The following is a 20031-nucleotide window of genomic DNA, read 5'->3' as shown; positions in this document are numbered from 1 at the left end:
TGACTTTGTTATAGCTTAAATATGGATATTACCAAAAACGATGATAATCCGTTTCATTAATATTTTTGATACATGAAATTTACTAGATTCTTGATTTTCTTTATTGTACTCGTCTTGATTTTTTTCGGAATTATTATTATTGAGAGATTATCTGATGAGTATGTATTAATTAAAGATGAGTCTGAGATAAATATTTTTGTAAAAAAAGTAAAGTATAAAAGGGGAATGGTTCTATTAAATGATAGTATTTCATTATCAGGTAATTGCCCTATGCTGTTTAAGGCAAAAACCAACAAAAATCCAACCGTATTGGGTGATTTTTCCGGCCCTTACAGACTTATCAAAAAGAAATCTAATGATACTGTTAAAATTGTAATAATTTATGATACTATATATTTTAAGTTTATTGATATAACTAAATGAGTGTTGAGTTGTTATAAATAAAGTAAAATGATAATATTATTTGTAGCATATGGTTTCCCCTATTCATTTAATAACCCTTCACTTTTTTGAACAAACTCATATAAACCGCCTCTCGCATTTTTTCACTGTTAATATATCCATTGCCATGCGTGGCATCATATTTAGCCAATAAAGCGGTATTGGTTTTTACGGCTTCCAAAGACTTTCCGGCAGCTAGCTCTTTTTGGATAATGGTTCTTATATCTTCAAGCATGGTAACATACACTTCTAACTCAGCTTTATTGGATGGTCTTCCATGACCGGGAATAATTTTGGTGTTTTCATCAATAACCAGCAATGCCTTTCTATGCGCTGCAATATATCCATCAATGCTTCCACCACTCTTTAAATCAATATATGGATAACGCCCAGAAAAGTAGGTATCACCCATGTGTAGTACATTTTCGTTTACGAAATAAATTATGGCATCTCCATCAGTATGTGCGTTGTGCACGTGAAAAGCCATAATAGTCTCATCGCCATCATAAAACGTAAGGCCTTCAGAAAAAGTAATCTCAGGAAGATTTTTTTCGTATTCCTCCTGGCTTATCTTTTTTGCTGCTAAATTTTGCTGTCCTTTATCTATTAGACGCTTGCGCACATTGTCTTGAGCCACCAATGTAGTGGCTTCCGTATTAAAATTTACATTCCCACCAGTATGATCACCGTGCATATGGGTATTTACCAAATAGGTAATGGGTTTATCTGTAAGAGTGGCAATGGTAGCTTTAATTTTACTACTTAACGGAGCAAATTGATCATCAACCATAAATACCTTCTCGTTTCCAACATAAATCCCAATATTACCGCCACGTCCAGTAAGCATAAATACTTTTTGGGTTAGGGTATCTACCGTAATGTTAACTTCTTGGTCTTGAGATTGTACTAAAAGGGTAAAAAGAAATAGGAATGGCAAAAAAAATCTTCGGTTCATGGTTATTATTTTGAATTCGCTTTAAATAAGACGTAATGATGGTTCAAAAATAACATAAAGACAGTCAATAGGTTGGAAAAGATGCACACTGACGTTATCTTTGCCAGCCAATATAAAACGTAGATGAAGTCTGCTGTAGGTTCCGTAAAAAGTACGTCCTGGTCCTTGATTTTTACTGATTTTAAGGAAATCACTAAAGCCAAACTGGCTGTTAGCGTGGTTTTTTCATCTATTGCGGGCTATTTTTTAGGCGCTTATCAAATAGATTTGATTTCTCTGCTTTTGCTTGCATTTGGCGGTTATTGCATGGTAGGAGCTTCCAACGCTTACAATCAGGTTATTGAAAAAGATTTGGATGCGTTAATGAACCGTACCAAAAATCGGCCTATTCCCTCTGGGCGTATGTCCGTTAATACAGCTATGGCAGTCGCCATTGCATTGACAATCCTTGGTGTTGTGGCGTTGTATTTACTAAGTCCTAAAACGGCAATGTTTGGGGCCATATCAATATTTCTCTATACAAGTGTATATACACCATTAAAGACAAAAACACCACTTTCTGTTTTTGTTGGAGCCTTTCCCGGAGCTATTCCCTTTATGTTGGGATGGGTTGCGGCAACAGATGATTTTGGAATTGAACCAGGAACTTTATTTATGATTCAGTTTTTTTGGCAATTCCCACATTTTTGGGCATTAGGTTGGATGTTGGATGAAGATTACAAAAGAGGAGGCTTTAAAATGCTGCCAACAGGAAAGAAAGATACCGGTACAGCATTACAGATTATATTGTACACCATTTGGATGATTGTAATTTCCATAATGCCCGCTTTTGGTTTTACAGGAAGATTGCATTTGTCCATTCCTGCAGCTGTTATAGTATTGTTATCTGGTTTGGTTATGTTGTTTTTTGCCTTTAGGCTCTATGAAAAAAGAGATAATGTTTCGGCAAGAAGATTAATGCTGGCCAGTGTCACTTACATTTCATTGATTCAAATAATTTATGTTATTGATAAGTTTATTAGTTAGAAAAATATGGATTTAACCCAAGGGAGTATAGAAGAGAAAAACAGGCGCTCAAAGAAGATGATGCTTTGGTTTGGTATTGTGAGCCTAATTATGGGTTTTGCAGGTTGGACAAGTGCTTACATTGTAAGTAGTAAAAGGGATGACTGGATTAGTGACTTGGAACTGCCGCAAGCCTTTTTCATAAGCACAGCCATAATTATTTTGAGTAGTTTGACCTATTTGTTGGCCAAGTTGGCGGTAGGGAAAAATAATCAAAAACAAGGAACAATCTTTTTATTGATAACCCTTGTTTTGGGAATCTCTTTTATTGTACTGCAATTTGTAGGATTTTCGCAAATGCTTGAAAACGGATATTATTTTACTGGACCTACCAGTAGCATCAAAATGTCTTATGTTTTTTTAATTGCAGCAGTGCATATCGTCCATGTGTTCGCGGGGTTAATTTCGCTACTTGTGGTCTTAGTGCAACAGCTAAGAAGAAAGTATATGCCCAATAATATGTTGGGGATGGAATTAGGTGCCACATTTTGGCATTTTTTAGATTTTCTTTGGGTTTACTTAATACTATTCATGTATTTCGTAAAATAAATTTTAAGAGAAACAGTTTTCATTCAACTTTATCTTTTTGAATACACCAAAAGATGTAAATTTGTGAAAGTTTTATTAAAACGACCTTTTTTATGGATACAACGGTAACAACCGGTTCAGAAGACAGCGTTTGGGGAGGCGGAAACCGCCCGTTAAATGCTAGTTATGGAAAAATGATGATGTGGTTTTTTATTGTCTCAGATGCCTTGACCTTTTCTGGTTTCTTGGTTTCTTACGGCTTCTCTAGGTTTAAGTTTATAGAAACTTGGCCAATTGCCGATGAGGTTTTTACCCACGTACCTTTTTTCCATGGGAATTACCCTATGATTTATGTTGCTTTCATGACCTTCATTTTGATAATGTCGTCAGTAACCATGGTTCTTGCTGTGGATGCAGGACATAAAATGAAGAAAAATGCTGTCATTTGGTATATGTTCGCTACCATTATTGGTGGTGCAATTTTCGTTGGTTCGCAGGCTTGGGAATGGGCGACCTTTATAAAAGGAGACTATGGAGCATTAGAAACCAAGGGAGGTAGAATTATTCAGTTTGTAAATGCTGAAACAGGGGAGCGAGCTGCTTTAAGGGATTTCTCCAAAGCCTTGCCAGAAGATAGAATAAAACATGAGAACAACGCAGGTATCTGGTATCAAGCAGATGGTTATAAGACATCTTTTTCGCTTAACGAAGTAGTTGAAGGTTTTAAGGCGAGTCCAAATATTTTGATTCGCACAGAGACCATTAATGAAGAAGGAGAGAAAACGCTATTAACTCGTCAAGAATCCTTGGCAAAGCTCAAAGATGTTACCCAAGTGGTGGAAGGGGCCAACCTTATCCACAATGAATACGGGAGTAGACTATTTGCAGATTTTTTCTTTTTTATCACCGGTTTTCACGGCTTCCACGTTTTTTCTGGAGTATTGATCAATATCATCATATTTTTTAATGTGATTTTAGGTACTTATGAAAAAAGAGGCCATTATGAAATGGTAGAGAAAGTTGGTCTGTACTGGCACTTTGTGGATTTAGTATGGGTATTTGTATTTACATTCTTTTATTTGGTATAAAATTTTAATTATCACTTCCACAAAAATGGAAGTCAGGACATAAACGTTTTAAATGGCACACGAACATAAACTGGAAATTTTTAGAGGACTTGTAAAATTCAAGTCAAACATCCAAAAGATTTGGGGTGTACTTATTTTTCTAACCATCGTAACATTGATAGAAGTAGGTCTGGGTATAGTAAAACCAGAAGTATTGACCAAAAACTACTTTCTGGGAATGAAACTCCTTAACTGGATTTTCATTATCCTTACCTTGGTTAAAGCTTATTATATTGCTTGGGACTTTATGCACTTAAGAGATGAGAAAAGCGCTTTAAGAAGAGCAATTGTGTGGACTCCAATTTTCTTGGTTTGTTATTTGATATTTATTCTACTTTTTGAAGCAGATTATATTTATAATGTATTTAAAGATGGTTTCCTAGCTTGGGACTTCTAAGAAAGTATTAACAGTAATAAAAGGCGGTTTATTGACCGTCTTTTTTATTTTTACACTAGTAAGATTAAAATGAAAAAGGCCTTTGTTTTAGTTGTTTTGTTCATCTTCCCGTTGGTGGCCTATTTATTTTTTGCATCTGGTATCAACAACTTTGGAAGATTGCCCATTCTTACGGAGAATATTCCCAATGTATCAGAACTAGATAATGGAGTGAACCTAGATGACAAGATTACCATTTTAGGTTTTTTAGGGAGTGATATAGAGCAAAAAAAGGGAAATGCATTCAATCTCAATCAGAAAATTTACAAGCGTTTTAGCGAATTCAACGATTTTCAAATAGTAATGATTGTTCCTGAAGGAACTGAAGATAAAGTCAAATCTTTAAAGGATGAACTGGGAGCGCTTTCAGATGTTGATAAATGGAATTTTGCATATGGAAGTGAAGCAGAAATAAAAACCTTCTTCCAAGGTTTAAAAACTGGCTTGTACTTAGATGAAAATTTGGGAACCTCTTACGTTTTTATAATTGATAAGGACAGAAACCTTAGAGGACGTAATGACGATGAGGATGAAGGGATTAAATATGGCTTTAGCACAACCTCCGTTGCAGAGCTTAACAATAAAATGGAGGACGATGTTAAAATAATTCTTGCGGAATACCGTCTCGCTTTAAAGAAAAATAATGCCAACAGGAGCAAATAGCAAAAAGAAATATACTTACGTCTGGGTATCTCTAATCATTCTAGTGTTCGGGATAATTTTTATTCCAAGAATCGTAAATCGGTTAAAGAGTGGTTCAGTGGTTAAAAATGACCGTATGAGTGTTCGTTCTCTTCAAAAGAAAGTTGGTTTTATTATAAACAATGGTCAAAAAAGAAGGGTCCCAACTTTCTCATTTTTAAACCAAGACAGTTTACTTATTTCAGATAAAGATTACCTTGGAAAGGTCTATGTAGTTGAATTTTTCTTTACTACCTGCCCAACTATTTGCCCAATAATGACCAAGAATCTGGTAGAACTCCAGGATACATTTAAGGAGTATGAGGATTTTGGAGTAGCTTCTTTTACTATTAATCCTAGATATGATACCCCAACGGTATTAAAAAAATATTCGGAACGTTACGGAATCACGGACGTAGATTGGCATTTAATGACTGGTGATAGAGATGAAATATATCAATTGGCTCAGGAAGGTTTTTACATTGTTGCTAATGAAGCAGAAGACGCTCCAGGTGGTTTTGAACATTCAGGAATGTTTGCATTGGTTGATAAGGAAGGATACATTCGTTCCAGAGATGATGAACACGGAAACCCATTAATATATTACCGTGGCACCATTACCGAAAAACAAAGTGTGAATAAGGAAGGTGAACCGCAGCAGATTACAATGTTAAAAGAGGATATTAAAAAATTATTGCTGGAAGAATGACCAAAGAAATATCGGTTAGGGAAAAACGATTTAATAGATGGATTGCTATAATATCCATTGTAATCCCTTTGGTAGTGGCTCTTCTATTTGGATATAAAATTCCGAATGCAGAACCGTTATCTTTTTTACCACCTGTGTATGCTTCCATCAATGGGATAACGGCAATTTTATTGATTTTTGCTGTTTGGGCCATTAAAAACGGAAAGAGAAATCTTCATCAAAAAACGATGATGACCTGCATTGGACTTTCCTTATTATTTTTAATAATGTATGTGGCCTATCACATGACCTCAGAAAGCACAAAATATGGCGAGGAGGGATTAATTCAATATGTATACTACTTCATTTTAATAACACATATTGTACTTTCAATTGCGGTAATCCCTTTAGTTTTAAGAACATATGCAAAAGCTTATTTAAGCGATTTTGAAGCTCATAGAAAATGGGCTAAGTATACTTTTCCAATCTGGTTGTATGTTGCTATTACGGGTGTAATAGTATATTTAATGATTTCGCCTTATTACCAACATTGAAACTCCACATGAAGTTTAGATTTGCCATACTGTTTATTCTCGTATTAGCCCTTCCACAGACACTTGATGCGCAATGTGCTATGTGTAGAGCAGTTGTGGAAAGCGAAGCGGATGGAAAAACTGCGGAGGGAATTAACAACGGCATTGTTTACCTAATGGCAATTCCTTACATCTTGGTGGCCGGGCTGTTCTATTTTATCTACAAAAAGATGCGCAACTAAGGTGTTTTTAAAATTTTAACATTTTTTTTAACGGTGAAGTGTAACAATATGATGTAGATTATGTCTTATTGAAGTACGTTCGCGTATTTCATCAATCATCAATCATCAAACACCAACCACTATGTTCGACATTGAAAGGTGGCAAGAAATATTTGACACCATCCGTAAGAACAAATTACGCACTTTTCTTACCGGGCTATCCGTGGCCTCTGGTATTTTTATTCTCGTTATTTTATTGGGTTTTGGCCAAGGAATGCAAAACGGTATTGAAAAAGAGTTCAAACAAGATGCCACTACAAGTATATGGGCATGGCCTGGAGTAACTTCAAAAGAGCACAAAGGCCTAAACCCAGGAAGAAGAATTCGATTTAAGAACAACGATTATGAAATGGCAGGTCGTTTGTTCAAAGAAAAAATAGAATATGAATCCCCAAGAGTTTTTGTCCGAGATGTAAACATAGTCTATGGAAATGAAGCTTTGGTCTATAGCATACAGGGTGTTTCTTCAGAATTCCAGTTTATTGAAGGCTTTAGCACAGCAGAAGGGCGATTCATAAATTACAAGGATGAGGTTTCGCTGGGAAAAGTGGCGATCATTGGAAAAAAAATCAAAGAAGATGTCTTTAGCAAAGTTGATACTCCTGTGGGTGAATCAATCGATATTTCTGGAATTAGATTTACAATTATTGGGGTGTTCAATGAACAAAATGAAAGAGAAGAGGAAAGGATCTATATTCCTATAACAACGGCCCAACGAGTTTTTATTGGCGATGACAAACTCAATACATTGTCATATACACTTCCCCCAGTAGAAAATTTTGAAGAGGCAGTTGCACAAGCAATAAGCTTCAAGGATAACTTAAGAAACTACCTTAAAGAAGAACACATAGTTGCGCCTCAAGATGATGCAGGTGTAAGGGTTTGGAGCGCAATGGAAGAGGCCAAACGGTACTATGGTATTACTGGAAATATGAAACTTTTTTTCTGGTTTGTTGGTGTTTGTACCATCATAGCTGGCGTGGTTGGAGTGAGCAATATTATGTTGATAGTGGTAAAAGAGCGAACAAGGGAAATTGGCATTAGAAAGGCTCTTGGCGCTAAACCTTGGTCCATTGTTGGGATGATTTTGCATGAATCTATTTTTGTAACTGCAATTTCAGGGTTTGCCGGACTTATTTTTAGTATGACCTTGCTTGAAGTTGTTGGGCCACATGTTGAAATAGATTATATAGTTAACCCTTCAGTCAATTTCAATGTTGCATTTTCCACCGTAATGGTGCTCATTTTAGCAGGGACCCTTGCTGGGTTTGTTCCAGCCTGGAGGGCTGCCAAAGTGCAGGTAATAGAATCGTTAAGAGATGAGTAAGATATTCTTTCAAAATAGAAGTGATGTTCAATAGAGACAGATGGAAAGAAATTTTGGAGGTTCTTACCAGCAATGTTGGTAGAACTATATTGACTGCCTTTGGCGTTTGTTGGGGAATTTTCATCCTAATAGTATTGCTAGCTGCCGGAAAAGGTTTTGAAAACGGAATACGAAAAGATTTTGGGGACATTGCAACAAATACCATGTTCATGTGGACCCGAAGCACTACAAAGGCATTTGAAGGCTTGCCAAAGGGAAGAAGTTTTGAGTTTAAAGTAGACGATGTACAGGCAATAGAGGACAATGTGCCCAATCTTAAATTTATCTCACCAAGAAACCAATTGGGAGGCTTTAGGGGAGGTGGAAATGTAATTAGAGGAATACGGGTTGGCGCATATAATGTTTATGGAGATTATCCACAAATCATTAACCAAGACCCTATGACGGTTACTTCTGGGCGTTTTTTAAACCATAACGATATCCAGCAAAAAAGAAAAGTGGCGATCATTGGTCAAGGAGTTAAGTCAGAGCTGTATGAAAAAGGAGAAGAAGTACTAGGAACTTATATAAAGATTCAAGGAGTAAATTTTATGGTCATCGGAACTTACAAGAAGAATAGTAATGATGGCGATGGAGAGGAAGCACAAAAAGAAATTTTTGTGCCTTTTACTTCTTTTTCACAAGCCTTCAATAGAGGAGAAGATGTAGGTTGGATGGCTATCACAGCACATGACGGGAGCTCTATTTCCCAACTTAAAGAAGGCATTATCAATGTAATGCGTGAAAGGCATAAAGTGCACCCAGAAGATAACCGGGCAATAGGGTATTTTGACCTGTACGAAGAGTTTAATCGAGTAGAAAGTTTGTTTTTTGGCCTGAAAGCCATTGCATATCTAGTTGGGATTATGGTACTTCTTTCTGGTATTATCGGAGTAAGCAATATTATGCTGATCGTGGTAAAGGAAAGAACGAAAGAAATTGGGATTCGCAGGGCTTTAGGTGAGGCACCGGTATCTATTAAGAAGCAAATATTAATGGAATCTATTTTCCTGACAATTATTTCTGGAATGATAGGAATTATTTTTGGCGCTCTTGTCATATATGGAATTAACTCCTTGCTGGATAGTGTTGGTCCAGTGGACATGTTTGTCAATCCAAGTGTTAGTGTAGGAGTTGTAAGTGGCGCCCTTATGATATTAATGGTCTCAGGGCTTTTAGCAGGATTTATCCCTGCCCAAAGTGCTATTCGCGTGCGCCCAATAGAAGCGTTAAGAACAGAATGAAAAAATAAAATCAATCAAAATAACCACATCAAGTAAAATGAAAAAATCAGTAACCATTATCATCCTGTTGCTCATCGTGATAGTTTTCGGTGGCTCAATGTATTATTTATATCAAAAGAACGCTGAAAATCCAATAGTATACGAGACAGAAAAGCTTTCTAAACAGAACATTGTTAGAAAAGCAATTGCAACAGGAAGCATACTTCCTTTGGAAGAAGTGTTGATTAAGCCAAATATTTCTGGCGTTATAGAAGAAATTTATGTGGAGGGTGGAGACTATGTAAAATCTGGCGATTTATTGGCCAAGATAAAAGTTGTGCCCAATCTAAATGCACTAAACGATGCAAGAAACAATATTGATGAAGCTAGAATCAATTTAGATGATCAAAAAAGAAACTATGAGCGTCAGTTAACGCTTTTCAATAAAGGGGTAATTTCTAAAGCGGATTTAGAACGTGCCCAGGTTACTAACGATCAGGCAAAACAATCTTATAGAGCGGCGAACAAACGTTTTGATATTGTAAACACTGGAACCACAAGTGGTTTCAGAAACGCTGCCAATACATTAATACGAGCTACCGTAAGCGGTATGGTACTAGAAGTTCCTGTTGAGGTAGGAAATCAGGTTATTGAAAGCAATAACTTTAACGAGGGAACTACCATTGCTGCCATTGCAGATGTGGAAAAAATGATTTTTGAAGGTAAAGTTGATGAGTCTGAAGTAGGGAAGATCAAAGAGAATTTACCATTGGAAATCACAGTGGGAGCTATTGAGGACCAGGTTTTTAATGCGGTGTTGGATTATATAGCACCAAAAGGAAAAGAAGAGAATGGCGCCATACAGTTTGAAATCAAAGGAACATTAAACAAACAAGATACTGTCTTTATACGGGCAGGTCTAAGTGCTAATGCTTCCATTATTTTGGCTCGTGCGGATAGTGTTTTAGCTCTAAAAGAGGCGCTAGTTCAATTTGATGATGAAACCAAGAAACCCTTTGTAGAAATTGAAACTTCAGAACAACAATTTGAGCGTAAGGATATAGAATTAGGGATAAGCGATGGCATTTTTGTAGAGGTAAAATCAGGCCTCAACGCAGATGATAAGATTAAAGTCTGGAATGCAATCGAAGAGGAAGAAAACGCGAATTAATCATTTAACATAAAATTTCAATTAATCTTGTAACATTTTAACAACTTGTAAGTCTTATTACAGGAGTTAACATGCCAGATAGCTAACATCACCAATCATGATAGAAATCAAAGATCTTCACAAATCCTATAAAATGGGGAGCAATTCTCTTCATGTTTTAAAGGGAATTAATTTTACGGCGGAAGCAGGAGAACTTGTGGCCATTATGGGGTCTTCAGGATCAGGAAAATCCACCTTGCTCAATATTTTGGGCATGCTGGATGGTGCGGATAGCGGTGAATATATTTTAGATGGTGTTCCCATCAAAGACTTGACCGAGACAAAGGCGGCTCAATATCGGAACAAATTTTTGGGCTTTGTTTTTCAATCATTTAACCTTATTAATTATAAATCTGCTTTGGAAAATGTGGCACTGCCGTTATACTATCAAAAGGTAGCAAGAAAAGAACGCCAAGAGAAAGCATTGAATTATTTGGATAGAGTTGGTCTAAAAGAATGGGCCACACATTTACCAAGTGAGTTATCTGGTGGTCAAAAACAAAGGGTTGCCATTGCTAGGGCCATGGCCGCAGAGCCTAAAGTGCTGTTGGCAGATGAACCAACAGGAGCATTGGATAGTACAACATCGTACGAGGTTATGGATTTGATCCAAAAGATAAATGATGAAGGCAACACCATTTTAGTGGTCACGCATGAAGAAGATATTGCCCACATGTGCAAGAGAATAGTGCACCTAAAAGATGGGGTTATTGTTGAGGATAAAAAGATAAAACAAGTTAGGGCGGAACAATATGTTTGATAGGGATATTTGGCAAGAGATATTTCATACGCTTAGGAATAATAAGCTTAGGACCTTTTTGACGGGTTTTTCCGTGGGTTGGGCAATCTTTATTCTGGTGATGCTGTTAGCTTCTGTTAATGGCATGCAAAACGGTTTCACCAATCAGTTTAATGACGATGCCACCAACTCTATTTTTATAAGACCTGGAACAACGGCGAAAGCATATGCAGGATTTGAAGCTGGTCGTCGTATCCAATTTAAGAATGACGATGTTGAATACATTAGACGAAGTTTCCCTGATGATATTGAATACTTAAGCGCTAGATACTATAGCCGCACATCTGCCAGATATAAAAGTGAAACAGGATCATATCCAATACAGGCAGTGCATCCAGAGTTTCAGATGATTGAAAAGACTATAGTGATCAATGGAAGATATTTTAATGAAGCGGATCTCACAAACAAATCAAAAGTAGCCGTCATTGGTAGAAAGGTTGCAGAAGACTTATTTAAAAAAGAAGATCCAGTAGGTAAGTTTGTTGAATTCAATGGATCACTCTTCAGGATTGTGGGGGTTTTTATAGATGAAGGAGATGATAATGCTGAAAGAAGAATATATGCTCCTATCGGCACTTTTCAGAGAATTTATGGAAACACCAATAATATTAGTGCCATAGCCCTTACCTATAATCCTTCATATGATTTACCCAAGGCACTTGAATTTTCTAGGCGCCTGGAGGATATTATGAAAAGGAGGCACAAGATTTCGCCAGAAGACCAAGCGGGAATAAATGTTTGGAACTATGCAGAAGCATTTAATGATATTAGCAGTTTTTCGGCGGTATTGAGTACTATAAGCATTGGCGTAGGCTTTTTAATATTGATAGCAGGAATAGTGGGCATTGGTAACATTATGGTTTTTACCATAAAAGAAAGAACAAAGGAAATAGGGGTGAGAAAAGCTTTGGGAGCCATGCCTAAACAGATAATCAATTTAGTGCTTTTAGAATCAACATTTATTACAACGCTATCTGGTTTTATCGGTTTAATTTTCGCTTGGATAATTTTATCCCTGATAGGCCCTAACATAAATACCCCGGCATTTAGTAACCCTTCAGTTAGTCTGTCCACGGTTATTACAGCGACAATCATTTTAATTGTGGCAGGAGTTTTGGCGGGTTTAATACCTGCAATTAAAGCAGCAAATGTTAAACCAATTGTAGCATTAAGCGATAAGTAACTATGTGGTTGTTCGATAAAGATTTATGGGTAGAGATTTTCCATACGCTGGGAAAGAATATGTTCCGCACATTTTTAACGATGCTGGGAGTCATCTTCGCGATGATTATTTTGATATTGCTGCTAGGTTCCGCCAATGGAATGAGCAATGGTTTTGATAAAGTTTTTGCAGGTACTGCTTCAAACAGTCTATTTGTTTGGGGACAATCTACTTCTGAACCTTATAAGGGTTTTGAAAGAGGTAGAAGAATACGCTATAAGATTGAAGATGCCGAAATTCTGAAAAAACAAATACCTGAGATTGAAGTATTGGCACCCAGAATAGAACTAGGAAGCCATAGAGAAACAGTTACTGTTTATAGAGAAGGGAGAACAAGCGGCTCATCTGTGTATGGGGATTACCCTGAAATTGATAACATTACCAAAAAGAAACTTGTTGAGGGCAGGTTTTTGAACAAAACAGATATAGCAGATTCCAAAAAAATATGTGTAATAGGAGAGGAAACCTACAAATTACTATTTGATAAAAGCGAAAATGCCGTAGGCAAAGATATCCGAATCAATGGGGTGTTCTTTACTGTGGTGGGAGTTTACAAGCCAAACAATAATATAAATATTGATGGCGAAAATGCGGTTTTTATTCCATTCACCACTTTTCAAAAAGCATTTAATACAGGAGACCGAATGGGATGGATGGCCATTGCGGTAGAACCAAATACAAAGGTTCCTGTAGTAGAAAATAAAATAAAGAAGATACTAAAGACGAAATACGATATACATCCAGATGATGAAAGGGCCATAGGTAGTTTTGATATGTCTGAAATCTTCAACAACATCTCAGCATTTACGGGAGTTCTCAAAGGGTTTTCCTTCTTTGTGGGCATATTTACCTTATTGGCTGGAGTTATTGCCATTAGTAATATTCTATTGATCACAGTGAAGGAACGCACCAAGGAAATTGGGGTGCGTAGAGCATTGGGTGCTACTCCAAGGACCGTTAAGCGTCAAATTGTAGTAGAAGCTATTGTTTTAACAGCTTTTGCTGGACTCATAGGATTTGCTATTTCAGTAGGCATCCTGGCAATTTTAAACTCTTTATGGGGCAGTGGTGAAGATTTTCCATTTGTTAATCCTATGGTAAGCATACCACAATTTGGAATCTCATTCCTATTGATGGTGAGTCTTAGTGTATTGATAGGATTGATTCCGGCAAATAAAGCAGTGAAAGTTAGGCCCATAGAAGCATTACGAGAAGAATAACCAAAAATAATTAGATAACAATCAAATAAGCTATAATGAATAAGTATGTAAAGTACGGCATAATAGGAGTTCTGACTCTTGGAATTTTATATGCAGTAGTGTATTTCCTAAAGCAAAACAGTACTCCGGCCCAATTATATAAAACAGAGTCTTTAGAAAAAAAGGACATTGTAAACAAAGTAATTGTAACGGGTAAAGTAATTCCAGAGGATGAAATCAATATTAAACCACAAATCTCCGGAATTATAGATAATATATATCTGGAAGAAGGTGTTGAGGTTAAAGCTGGAGATTTGATTGCTTCCATAAAAGTTGTTCCCAATGAACAATCATTAAACCAAGCAGCAGGTCGAGTTCGCAATGCAGAACTGGCTTTGAACAATGCAAAAATCGAGTATAACAGAAACAAAGCTTTGTTTGATAAAGGTGTTATTGCCAGCCAAGACTTTAATACCCAACAGTTGACTTATGATCAAGCCCAACAAGAATTAAAAAATGCCCGTGCAGATTATCAAATTATACGTAAGGGTTCAGCAGGTGGGTCATCAAGCGCAAACACCAATATTAGAGCAACAGTATCCGGTACAGTTCTAGAAATCCCTGTTAAAGAAGGTGATCAGGTAATCCAAAGTAATAACTTCAATGATGGTACTACAATTGCCACTATAGCCGATATGTCCAAAATGATTTTTGAAGGTGAAGTTGATGAAGCAGAAGTTGGTAAGTTGAATATTGGAATGCCTTTGGAGATTAGTCTTGGAGCGTTGGAAAAAAACAAGTTTAATGCCAAACTTAAATTCATTGCTCCAAAAGGAGTTGAGACAGAAGGTGCTGTACAGTTTAAAATTGAAGGTGATTTAGTAGTTAACGATAGCATATATGTCAGAGCTGGATATAGTGCCAACGCATCAATTGTACTAGAAGAAAAAAAGGATGTGCTAACACTTAAAGAAGCCCTGTTGCAATTTGATAAAGAAACTGAAAAACCATTTGTTGAAATTGAAATAAGCGAGAATGAATTCGAGCGTAAAGAGTTGGAATTGGGCGTTAGTGATGGAATAGATGTAGAAGTGGTTTCAGGACTTGAGGAAGGAGCAAAAATTAAAGTATGGAACAAATTGGAGAAGAAGGATGATTCCGATGATCAATAAACCAACCAATTATATCAATCAAAAAATCAATAAACGAATGAAATTTAGAATCACATTATTCATGATAATTTGTGCTATGTTCATCACCAATGCACAAATGAAAAAATGGACATTGCAAGAGTGTGTCACTTTTGCTATTGACAACAATTTAACGATTGAACAGTTTGAACTGGATTTGGAAACTGTTCAAATTGAAGAAAGGGATGCTTTAGGTAACTTAATACCTAACCTTAATGGAGATGCTCGTCTTACTGAAAATCTAGGTCTATCTTTTAACCCTACGTCTCAAGAGCCAGTAAACAGCCAACTTAATTTTACAGGCAACCTGACCTCTTCATTAACTTTATTTGATGGCCTTAGGAATTTCAAAAATCTAACTAGGGCTAAAATGAATGCAATTGCAAGTCAATACCGTTTAGATGATTTAAAAGATGATATTCGTCTTAATGTGGCAAACGCTTACTTGCAAGTGCTATCTAACAAAGAGGCGCTCAAAGTTTCAGAAGCTCAGTTTGCTGTTACAGAGCAAGATTTAAAAAGAACTAAGGAATTGGTAGAGTCAGGAGTTTCTCCAAGAGGTGATCTTTTGGAAATTGAGGCCACAGCAGCTTCTCAAGAACAACAAATTGTTAATGGAGAAGGCTTGGTGTTGATTTCAAGAATTAATCTAGCCCAATTATTGCAAATAACGGATTATGAAAATTTTGACATTGCTGATGAGTCTTTCGAAATTCCTCCTTCGGATATTTTGAACAATTCCGCTAAAGTAATTTTTGACAAGGCATTGGGCTTTAGAAATGATATTAAGTTTTCAAAATCAAATGTTGAGCTTGCTGAAAAAGACATTGAAATTGCAAAGGGTGCTCTTTACCCTACATTAAATGCCTTTATAAACTATAACACTAGATATAGTGATCAGAACTTAGTTTCTGCTCAGGATTTAACTATAATACCATTTACAGAGCAGTTATACAGATTTGATGGTCTTTCGTATGGATTTCAACTTAATGTGCCTTTCTTTAATGGTTGGAGTACACGTAATGGTGTAAAACGAGCAAAAATCGATTTAGAAAGAGCTAAGCTTCAATTGGAACAGGATAAATTGGATTTAGAAACAAACATTCAACAGGCCTATGTAGACGTCACTACTTTTAGCAAGGCATATGACGCTGCCGTGAAGACGATGGAAGCTAGAAGATTGGCCTATGATTATGCTAAAGAACGTTTTAATGTTGGTTTAATGAACGCTTTTGATTTTAGCCAAGCGCAGTCAAGGGTAGATGATGCCGAAGCAACTGTAATTCGTACTAAATACGATTATATTTTCCGATTGAAGATTTTGGAGTTCTACTTTGGCATTCCAATTTCTTTAAACTAGTATCTTTGTGGCCGCCATGGCCAGAATACTAAATTTAGAAACAGCAACGACCAATTGTTCAGTCAGTATTTCAGAGGGAAATGATATCATTTGTCTTAAGGAGAACAATGCTGTAAATTATTCGCATTCAGAACAACTGCATGTTTTTATAAAAGAAGCCTTGGAAGAGGCTTCTTTCTCTTTTTCAGATTTGGATGCTATTGCAGTTAGTAAAGGTCCAGGTTCATATACTGGACTGCGTATTGGCGTTTCTGCAGCCAAAGGGTTGTGTTTTTCCTTGGACTTACCTTTGATTTCAATTCCTACTTTAGAGAGTATGGCCAATCAGATCAAAGCATCTGAAGGAGAAGTGATCATTCCTGTACTGGATGCAAGACGGATGGAAGTGTATTCCTCAGTGTACAATTCGGTTTATCAAGAAGTTCGTGATACTAGGGCAGAGGTTATTGATGAGAATTCGTTCAAAGAGTTTGGTTCTTATCCTAAGGTTCATTTTGTTGGCAGTGGTGCGGAAAAATGTATGGAAACCTTACAACATTCCAATTTTGTATTCAATACATCTGTGGTTCCGTCCGCCAGGGAAATGGCAAGAATTGCTTTCCGAAAATTTCAGGAAGGCACTTTTGAAGATGTAGCTTATTTTGAGCCCTATTACCTTAAGGATTTTGTTCTTCAGGGTAAGAAGAACTCTTAGTCTACATCATGTACGACTCTCTGTGGGAATGGAATCTCAATTCCGGCCTGATCAAAACGATGTTTGGTTTCTTCAATTACATGAAAGTGCGCTGGCCAGAAAACTTCATTCTTTGCCCAAAAACGAAGAGTGAGATTTACCGAACTATCTGCCAAATCGCCAACATATACCTCAGGTACAGGTTCTTTTAATATATCTGAATGCTCGGCACAAATCTGCAATAAAATTTCTTTGGCCTGTTTTATATTGGAACCATAACCAATTCCAACATCAAACTTATCCCTTCGGGTATCTTCCATATTATAATTCACGATACTTCCGTTAGAAAGTTGTCCGTTTGGTATAATGGCTACTTGATTGCCAAAGGTGTTCAATTTGGTGCTAAAAATGGTGATTTGTTTTACGCTGCCGTCTATTCCTTGTGCAGAAATAAAATCCCCCACTTTAAAGGGTTTAAAAAGAAGTATCAATACACCTCCAGCAAAATTGGCCAAAGAACCTTGCAGCGCCAAACCAATGGCCAAACCAGCTGCTCCAACCATGGCAACAAGAGAAGATGATTTTACTCCTAGTTGGGTCACAACTATGGTAAAAAGAAGAACTTTAAGGGCAATACTTATAAAGCTCTGTAAAAAACTCTCTAGAGTAAGGTCGTAATCTTTACGTTCAAAAAATTTGCGAACCAAACGATTAATAAAACGTATAATCCATAACCCGCCTAAAAGAATAACAATTGCCAAGATGAGATTGGGCATAAAATCCCAAAACCATTCAATGGCTTTCTCTAGATGTTGTTCAAAATTTTGAAGCTCTTCCATAACTGTTTTATATAAAACAAAGCAAAGTTAAGATGCTTTTGTCCAGAAGGAAATGATTTTAATTAATTTTTTAATTGATTCAGGACTTCTTCGGTGGAAGTAACTGGGAGCTTACAAGCCCCTTCTATACATACATAGACTAAAGTTTCTCCTTCATTATACCTGTTTTTCAATAGGTCAATACCACCCTCTTTTTCTGAACCTACTAAAATGCTATTAGGGAGATAATGACTACTCAATTCCTTTGCTAGAGTCTTATAATTTTCCCCCACAACGGCTATCTCATGAAAGTTTTGATTTTCATAAAGTACCAAATGCATCCAGTTTGCATAACCCTGGGCACTTTCATCAAAATCTGCTTGCACATTTTTCACCATTTGTTTGGCAAGTATTCCGTAATCTTCCTCTGTATATAATTTATGAAACTTCAAAAGGTTTTTTGCCATTATGGAATTGGAAGCCGAGATGACATTATCATTAGTCTCGATACTCCTTCTAATAAGGGATTCGTCCTGATCAGAAGTGAAAAAGAACATCCCTGATTTCTTGTCTAAAAAGTGAACTTTTGCGTAGTCCAAAAGATTTTTGGAATGATTAAGCCACTTTTCATCAAAAGTAACTTCATAAAGTGCTAGGTATGCTTCAATAACAGTTGCGTAGTCCTCTAAAAAACCATTAATACTGCTGCTCCCTTCTTTGTGATTGCGAAAAAGAGAATTATCATTTTTAATCATTTCTTTTTCAAGAAACTGTGCATTTTTAAGTGCCAACTCAAGATAATCTGGGTTTCCTAAGTAACGATAGGCATCTACCAAACCTTTCAACATTAGTCCGTTCCAAGAAGTAAGTATTTTGTCATCTAATCTTGGTTTGGAGCGTTCAGTTCTTTTCTCTTTTAATATTTTGAGGGAATTATTCAATTTTTCTTTTAGGACAGCTACTGAAAGATCGTGTTTTTTTGCAATTTCTTCATCTGTTTTATCTCGAATTAAAACATAGTTTCCTTTTTCCCAAAGGCCATAAGAATTTATATTGTAATAATCTTTGAAGATGTCAAAATCTGCTCCCAATAGTTGAGACAGTTCATCTTTAACCCAAACATAGTAGGCTCCTTCTTCCAGCTCACCATGCTCATCTAAACTATCAGCATCCAAAGAAGAATAAAAACCTCCATTTTCGTCAAGTAGTTCTTTTTCAACAAAACCTATGGTCTGTTCAACAACGGTTTTATACAGTTCATTCTTTGTTACGGCATAGGCCTTGGCATACAAGCTCGCCAATTGGCCGTTGTCATATAGCATTTTCTCAAAATGGGGTACATGCCATTTGGTATCCACGGCATATCTAGAGAACCCCCCGCCAACATGATCGTAAATACCGCCATAGGCCATACGGGTCAATGTGGCATTAACATGTTCCATGATTTCAGGTTTGGAATTAGCAGTGGCATAATGCAAAAGAAAATCCCAATTATTTGGCATCATAAATTTGGGTGCACGCTTGTATCCACCTAAATAACTATCAAAATATGTTGACCATTTTTCTACGGAAGTGTCAAGCTGCGTCATTGTATACGCATCGGAATCTTCTTTGTTCTCTACAAGGTTTATGGCATTGATTCCGTTTGCTAAATCACTGGCATATTGTACAATTTTAGATTTATCGTTTTTGTATAAATCTGTAAGTTGCTTCAAGGATTTAACCCAATTGTCTTTCGGGACATAGGTAGCACCCCAGAACGGCCTTCCATCCGGCAGGGCTACTATATTAAGAGGCCATCCACCATTTCCAGACATCATTTGTATTGCATCCATATAGATTTGGTCTACATCTGGTCTTTCTTCTCTATCAATTTTTATGTTGATGAAATTTTCATTCATCATTTGCGCTACTTCCTCATCTTCAAAACACTCTTTTTCCATCACATGACACCAGTGACAGGCAGCATAACCAATGCTTATAAGTAAGGGTTTATCTTCTTTTTTAGCTTTTTCTAATGTCTCAGGGCTCCAGGCTTCCCAGTTTACAGGATTATGTGCATGCTGCAATAGGTATGGACTGGTCTCATGGATCAGAGCATTTGTATGTTTATGGGTCACTTTATTTGATTTTTGGGTGCAACCTTGGGTTAAAGACAATAAAACCGATAAAATGGTAATTCTTTTAAGCATGTAAACAATTTTGAACATAAAAAAAGCGCCCGAGATGGGCGCAT

At 36.6% G+C, this 20031-nt stretch carries 21 protein-coding genes; 18 read left to right on the top strand and 3 right to left on the bottom strand.

The annotated features are described in order from the left end of the window. Window positions 1–72: 72 nt before the first annotated feature. Window positions 73–423, top strand: coding sequence for a hypothetical protein (locus SJY44_RS17190; RefSeq protein ID WP_396590643.1), 351 nt, complete (start codon window positions 73–75; stop codon window positions 421–423). 67 nt (window positions 424–490) lie between these two features. Here SJY44_RS17190 and SJY44_RS17185 read toward each other — a convergent pair whose 3' ends face one another. Continuing rightward, window positions 491–1396, bottom strand: a complete 906-nt coding sequence (locus SJY44_RS17185) for an MBL fold metallo-hydrolase (protein WP_396590642.1) — start codon at window positions 1394–1396, stop codon at window positions 491–493. Window positions 1397–1519: 123 nt separating this feature from the next. Here SJY44_RS17185 and cyoE point away from each other — a divergent pair, with 123 nt between their 5' ends. The 17 genes from cyoE to tsaB all read left to right on the top strand — a co-directional run bounded on the left by cyoE (window position 1520) and on the right by tsaB (window position 16998). Continuing rightward, window positions 1520–2422 carry a heme o synthase gene (cyoE, locus tag SJY44_RS17180; protein ID WP_298929286.1) on the top strand — a complete coding sequence of 301 codons (903 nt, stop codon included), beginning with the start codon at window positions 1520–1522 and terminating at the stop codon, window positions 2420–2422. A 6-nt stretch (window positions 2423–2428) separates the two neighbouring features. Then, a complete protein-coding gene (locus SJY44_RS17175) occupies window positions 2429–3010 on the top strand; it encodes a cytochrome c oxidase subunit 3 (RefSeq protein ID WP_298929283.1) in 582 nt (193 codons plus the stop codon). A gap of 92 nt (window positions 3011–3102) precedes the next feature. After that, a complete protein-coding gene (locus SJY44_RS17170; RefSeq protein WP_298929280.1) occupies window positions 3103–4077 on the top strand; it encodes a cytochrome c oxidase subunit 3 in 975 nt (324 codons plus the stop codon). Window positions 4078–4129: 52 nt separating this feature from the next. Beyond that, a complete protein-coding gene (locus SJY44_RS17165; protein ID WP_298929277.1) occupies window positions 4130–4513 on the top strand; it encodes a cytochrome C oxidase subunit IV family protein in 384 nt (127 codons plus the stop codon). Between the two features lie 69 nt (window positions 4514–4582). Continuing rightward, complete coding sequence (locus SJY44_RS17160) at window positions 4583–5215, top strand: hypothetical protein (protein ID WP_396590641.1); 633 nt, start codon at window positions 4583–4585, stop codon at window positions 5213–5215. Beyond that, window positions 5196–5942, top strand: coding sequence for an SCO family protein (locus SJY44_RS17155; protein ID WP_298929271.1), 747 nt, complete (start codon window positions 5196–5198; stop codon window positions 5940–5942). The genes SJY44_RS17160 and SJY44_RS17155 overlap by 20 nt, the downstream gene beginning before the upstream one ends. After that, on the top strand, window positions 5939–6475 hold the full coding sequence (locus SJY44_RS17150) for a DUF420 domain-containing protein (protein ID WP_396590640.1): 537 nt from the start codon (window positions 5939–5941) through the stop codon (window positions 6473–6475). Before SJY44_RS17155 ends, SJY44_RS17150 begins: the two co-directional genes overlap by 4 nt. Before the next feature lie 8 nt (window positions 6476–6483). Beyond that, complete coding sequence (locus tag SJY44_RS17145) at window positions 6484–6696, top strand: hypothetical protein (RefSeq protein WP_396590639.1); 213 nt, start codon at window positions 6484–6486, stop codon at window positions 6694–6696. Window positions 6697–6817: 121 nt separating this feature from the next. Further along, window positions 6818–8062, top strand: coding sequence for an ABC transporter permease (locus SJY44_RS17140; protein WP_396590638.1), 1245 nt, complete (start codon window positions 6818–6820; stop codon window positions 8060–8062). Window positions 8063–8085: 23 nt separating this feature from the next. After that, on the top strand, window positions 8086–9345 hold the full coding sequence (locus tag SJY44_RS17135; RefSeq protein WP_396590637.1) for an ABC transporter permease: 1260 nt from the start codon (window positions 8086–8088) through the stop codon (window positions 9343–9345). A gap of 37 nt (window positions 9346–9382) precedes the next feature. Next, window positions 9383–10495, top strand: coding sequence for an efflux RND transporter periplasmic adaptor subunit (locus tag SJY44_RS17130; RefSeq protein ID WP_298929256.1), 1113 nt, complete (start codon window positions 9383–9385; stop codon window positions 10493–10495). Window positions 10496–10592: 97 nt separating this feature from the next. Beyond that, window positions 10593–11294 carry an ABC transporter ATP-binding protein gene (locus tag SJY44_RS17125; RefSeq protein ID WP_298929254.1) on the top strand — a complete coding sequence of 234 codons (702 nt, stop codon included), beginning with the start codon at window positions 10593–10595 and terminating at the stop codon, window positions 11292–11294. Beyond that, entirely contained in the window at window positions 11287–12516 is a 1230-nt protein-coding gene (locus SJY44_RS17120) for an ABC transporter permease (RefSeq protein WP_396590636.1), read from the top strand. The genes SJY44_RS17125 and SJY44_RS17120 overlap by 8 nt, the downstream gene beginning before the upstream one ends. Before the next feature lie 2 nt (window positions 12517–12518). Continuing rightward, window positions 12519–13775, top strand: coding sequence for an ABC transporter permease (locus tag SJY44_RS17115; protein ID WP_396590635.1), 1257 nt, complete (start codon window positions 12519–12521; stop codon window positions 13773–13775). Window positions 13776–13810: 35 nt separating this feature from the next. Further along, entirely contained in the window at window positions 13811–14926 is a 1116-nt protein-coding gene (locus SJY44_RS17110; protein ID WP_298929246.1) for an efflux RND transporter periplasmic adaptor subunit, read from the top strand. A 37-nt stretch (window positions 14927–14963) separates the two neighbouring features. Continuing rightward, window positions 14964–16304, top strand: a complete 1341-nt coding sequence (locus SJY44_RS17105; protein ID WP_298929243.1) for a TolC family protein — start codon at window positions 14964–14966, stop codon at window positions 16302–16304. A gap of 16 nt (window positions 16305–16320) precedes the next feature. Continuing rightward, complete coding sequence (tsaB, locus tag SJY44_RS17100; RefSeq protein ID WP_396590634.1) at window positions 16321–16998, top strand: tRNA (adenosine(37)-N6)-threonylcarbamoyltransferase complex dimerization subunit type 1 TsaB; 678 nt, start codon at window positions 16321–16323, stop codon at window positions 16996–16998. Here the strand turns inward: tsaB and SJY44_RS17095 are convergent. Continuing rightward, the gene (locus SJY44_RS17095; RefSeq protein WP_396590633.1) at window positions 16995–17816 is read right to left on the bottom strand and encodes a mechanosensitive ion channel family protein; all 822 of its coding nucleotides are present in this window, start codon (window positions 17814–17816) and stop codon (window positions 16995–16997) included. The two genes, tsaB and SJY44_RS17095, sit on opposite strands and share 4 nt — an antisense overlap. Before the next feature lie 62 nt (window positions 17817–17878). Next, complete coding sequence (locus SJY44_RS17090) at window positions 17879–19987, bottom strand: thioredoxin domain-containing protein (RefSeq protein ID WP_396590632.1); 2109 nt, start codon at window positions 19985–19987, stop codon at window positions 17879–17881. Window positions 19988–20031: the final 44 nt, after the last annotated feature.

Source organism: Allomuricauda sp. R78024 (genome assembly GCF_044596045.1).
Classification (GTDB): Bacteria; Bacteroidota; Bacteroidia; order Flavobacteriales; family Flavobacteriaceae; genus Flagellimonas.
This window is presented reverse-complemented; position numbering and strand designations above follow the sequence as displayed.

Coding starts and splice junctions, on each gene's coding strand:
- SJY44_RS17190 (WP_396590643.1), top strand. CDS start 73: ATGAAATTTACTAGATTCTTGATTTTCTTTATTGTACTCGTCTTGATT.
- SJY44_RS17185 (WP_396590642.1), bottom strand. CDS start 1,396: ATGAACCGAAGATTTTTTTTGCCATTCCTATTTCTTTTTACCCTTTTA.
- cyoE (WP_298929286.1), top strand. CDS start 1,520: ATGAAGTCTGCTGTAGGTTCCGTAAAAAGTACGTCCTGGTCCTTGATT.
- SJY44_RS17175 (WP_298929283.1), top strand. CDS start 2,429: ATGGATTTAACCCAAGGGAGTATAGAAGAGAAAAACAGGCGCTCAAAG.
- SJY44_RS17170 (WP_298929280.1), top strand. CDS start 3,103: ATGGATACAACGGTAACAACCGGTTCAGAAGACAGCGTTTGGGGAGGC.
- SJY44_RS17165 (WP_298929277.1), top strand. CDS start 4,130: ATGGCACACGAACATAAACTGGAAATTTTTAGAGGACTTGTAAAATTC.
- SJY44_RS17160 (WP_396590641.1), top strand. CDS start 4,583: ATGAAAAAGGCCTTTGTTTTAGTTGTTTTGTTCATCTTCCCGTTGGTG.
- SJY44_RS17155 (WP_298929271.1), top strand. CDS start 5,196: ATGCCAACAGGAGCAAATAGCAAAAAGAAATATACTTACGTCTGGGTA.
- SJY44_RS17150 (WP_396590640.1), top strand. CDS start 5,939: ATGACCAAAGAAATATCGGTTAGGGAAAAACGATTTAATAGATGGATT.
- SJY44_RS17145 (WP_396590639.1), top strand. CDS start 6,484: ATGAAGTTTAGATTTGCCATACTGTTTATTCTCGTATTAGCCCTTCCA.
- SJY44_RS17140 (WP_396590638.1), top strand. CDS start 6,818: ATGTTCGACATTGAAAGGTGGCAAGAAATATTTGACACCATCCGTAAG.
- SJY44_RS17135 (WP_396590637.1), top strand. CDS start 8,086: ATGTTCAATAGAGACAGATGGAAAGAAATTTTGGAGGTTCTTACCAGC.
- SJY44_RS17130 (WP_298929256.1), top strand. CDS start 9,383: ATGAAAAAATCAGTAACCATTATCATCCTGTTGCTCATCGTGATAGTT.
- SJY44_RS17125 (WP_298929254.1), top strand. CDS start 10,593: ATGATAGAAATCAAAGATCTTCACAAATCCTATAAAATGGGGAGCAAT.
- SJY44_RS17120 (WP_396590636.1), top strand. CDS start 11,287: ATGTTTGATAGGGATATTTGGCAAGAGATATTTCATACGCTTAGGAAT.
- SJY44_RS17115 (WP_396590635.1), top strand. CDS start 12,519: ATGTGGTTGTTCGATAAAGATTTATGGGTAGAGATTTTCCATACGCTG.
- SJY44_RS17110 (WP_298929246.1), top strand. CDS start 13,811: ATGAATAAGTATGTAAAGTACGGCATAATAGGAGTTCTGACTCTTGGA.
- SJY44_RS17105 (WP_298929243.1), top strand. CDS start 14,964: ATGAAATTTAGAATCACATTATTCATGATAATTTGTGCTATGTTCATC.
- tsaB (WP_396590634.1), top strand. CDS start 16,321: ATGGCCAGAATACTAAATTTAGAAACAGCAACGACCAATTGTTCAGTC.
- SJY44_RS17095 (WP_396590633.1), bottom strand. CDS start 17,816: ATGGAAGAGCTTCAAAATTTTGAACAACATCTAGAGAAAGCCATTGAA.
- SJY44_RS17090 (WP_396590632.1), bottom strand. CDS start 19,987: ATGCTTAAAAGAATTACCATTTTATCGGTTTTATTGTCTTTAACCCAA.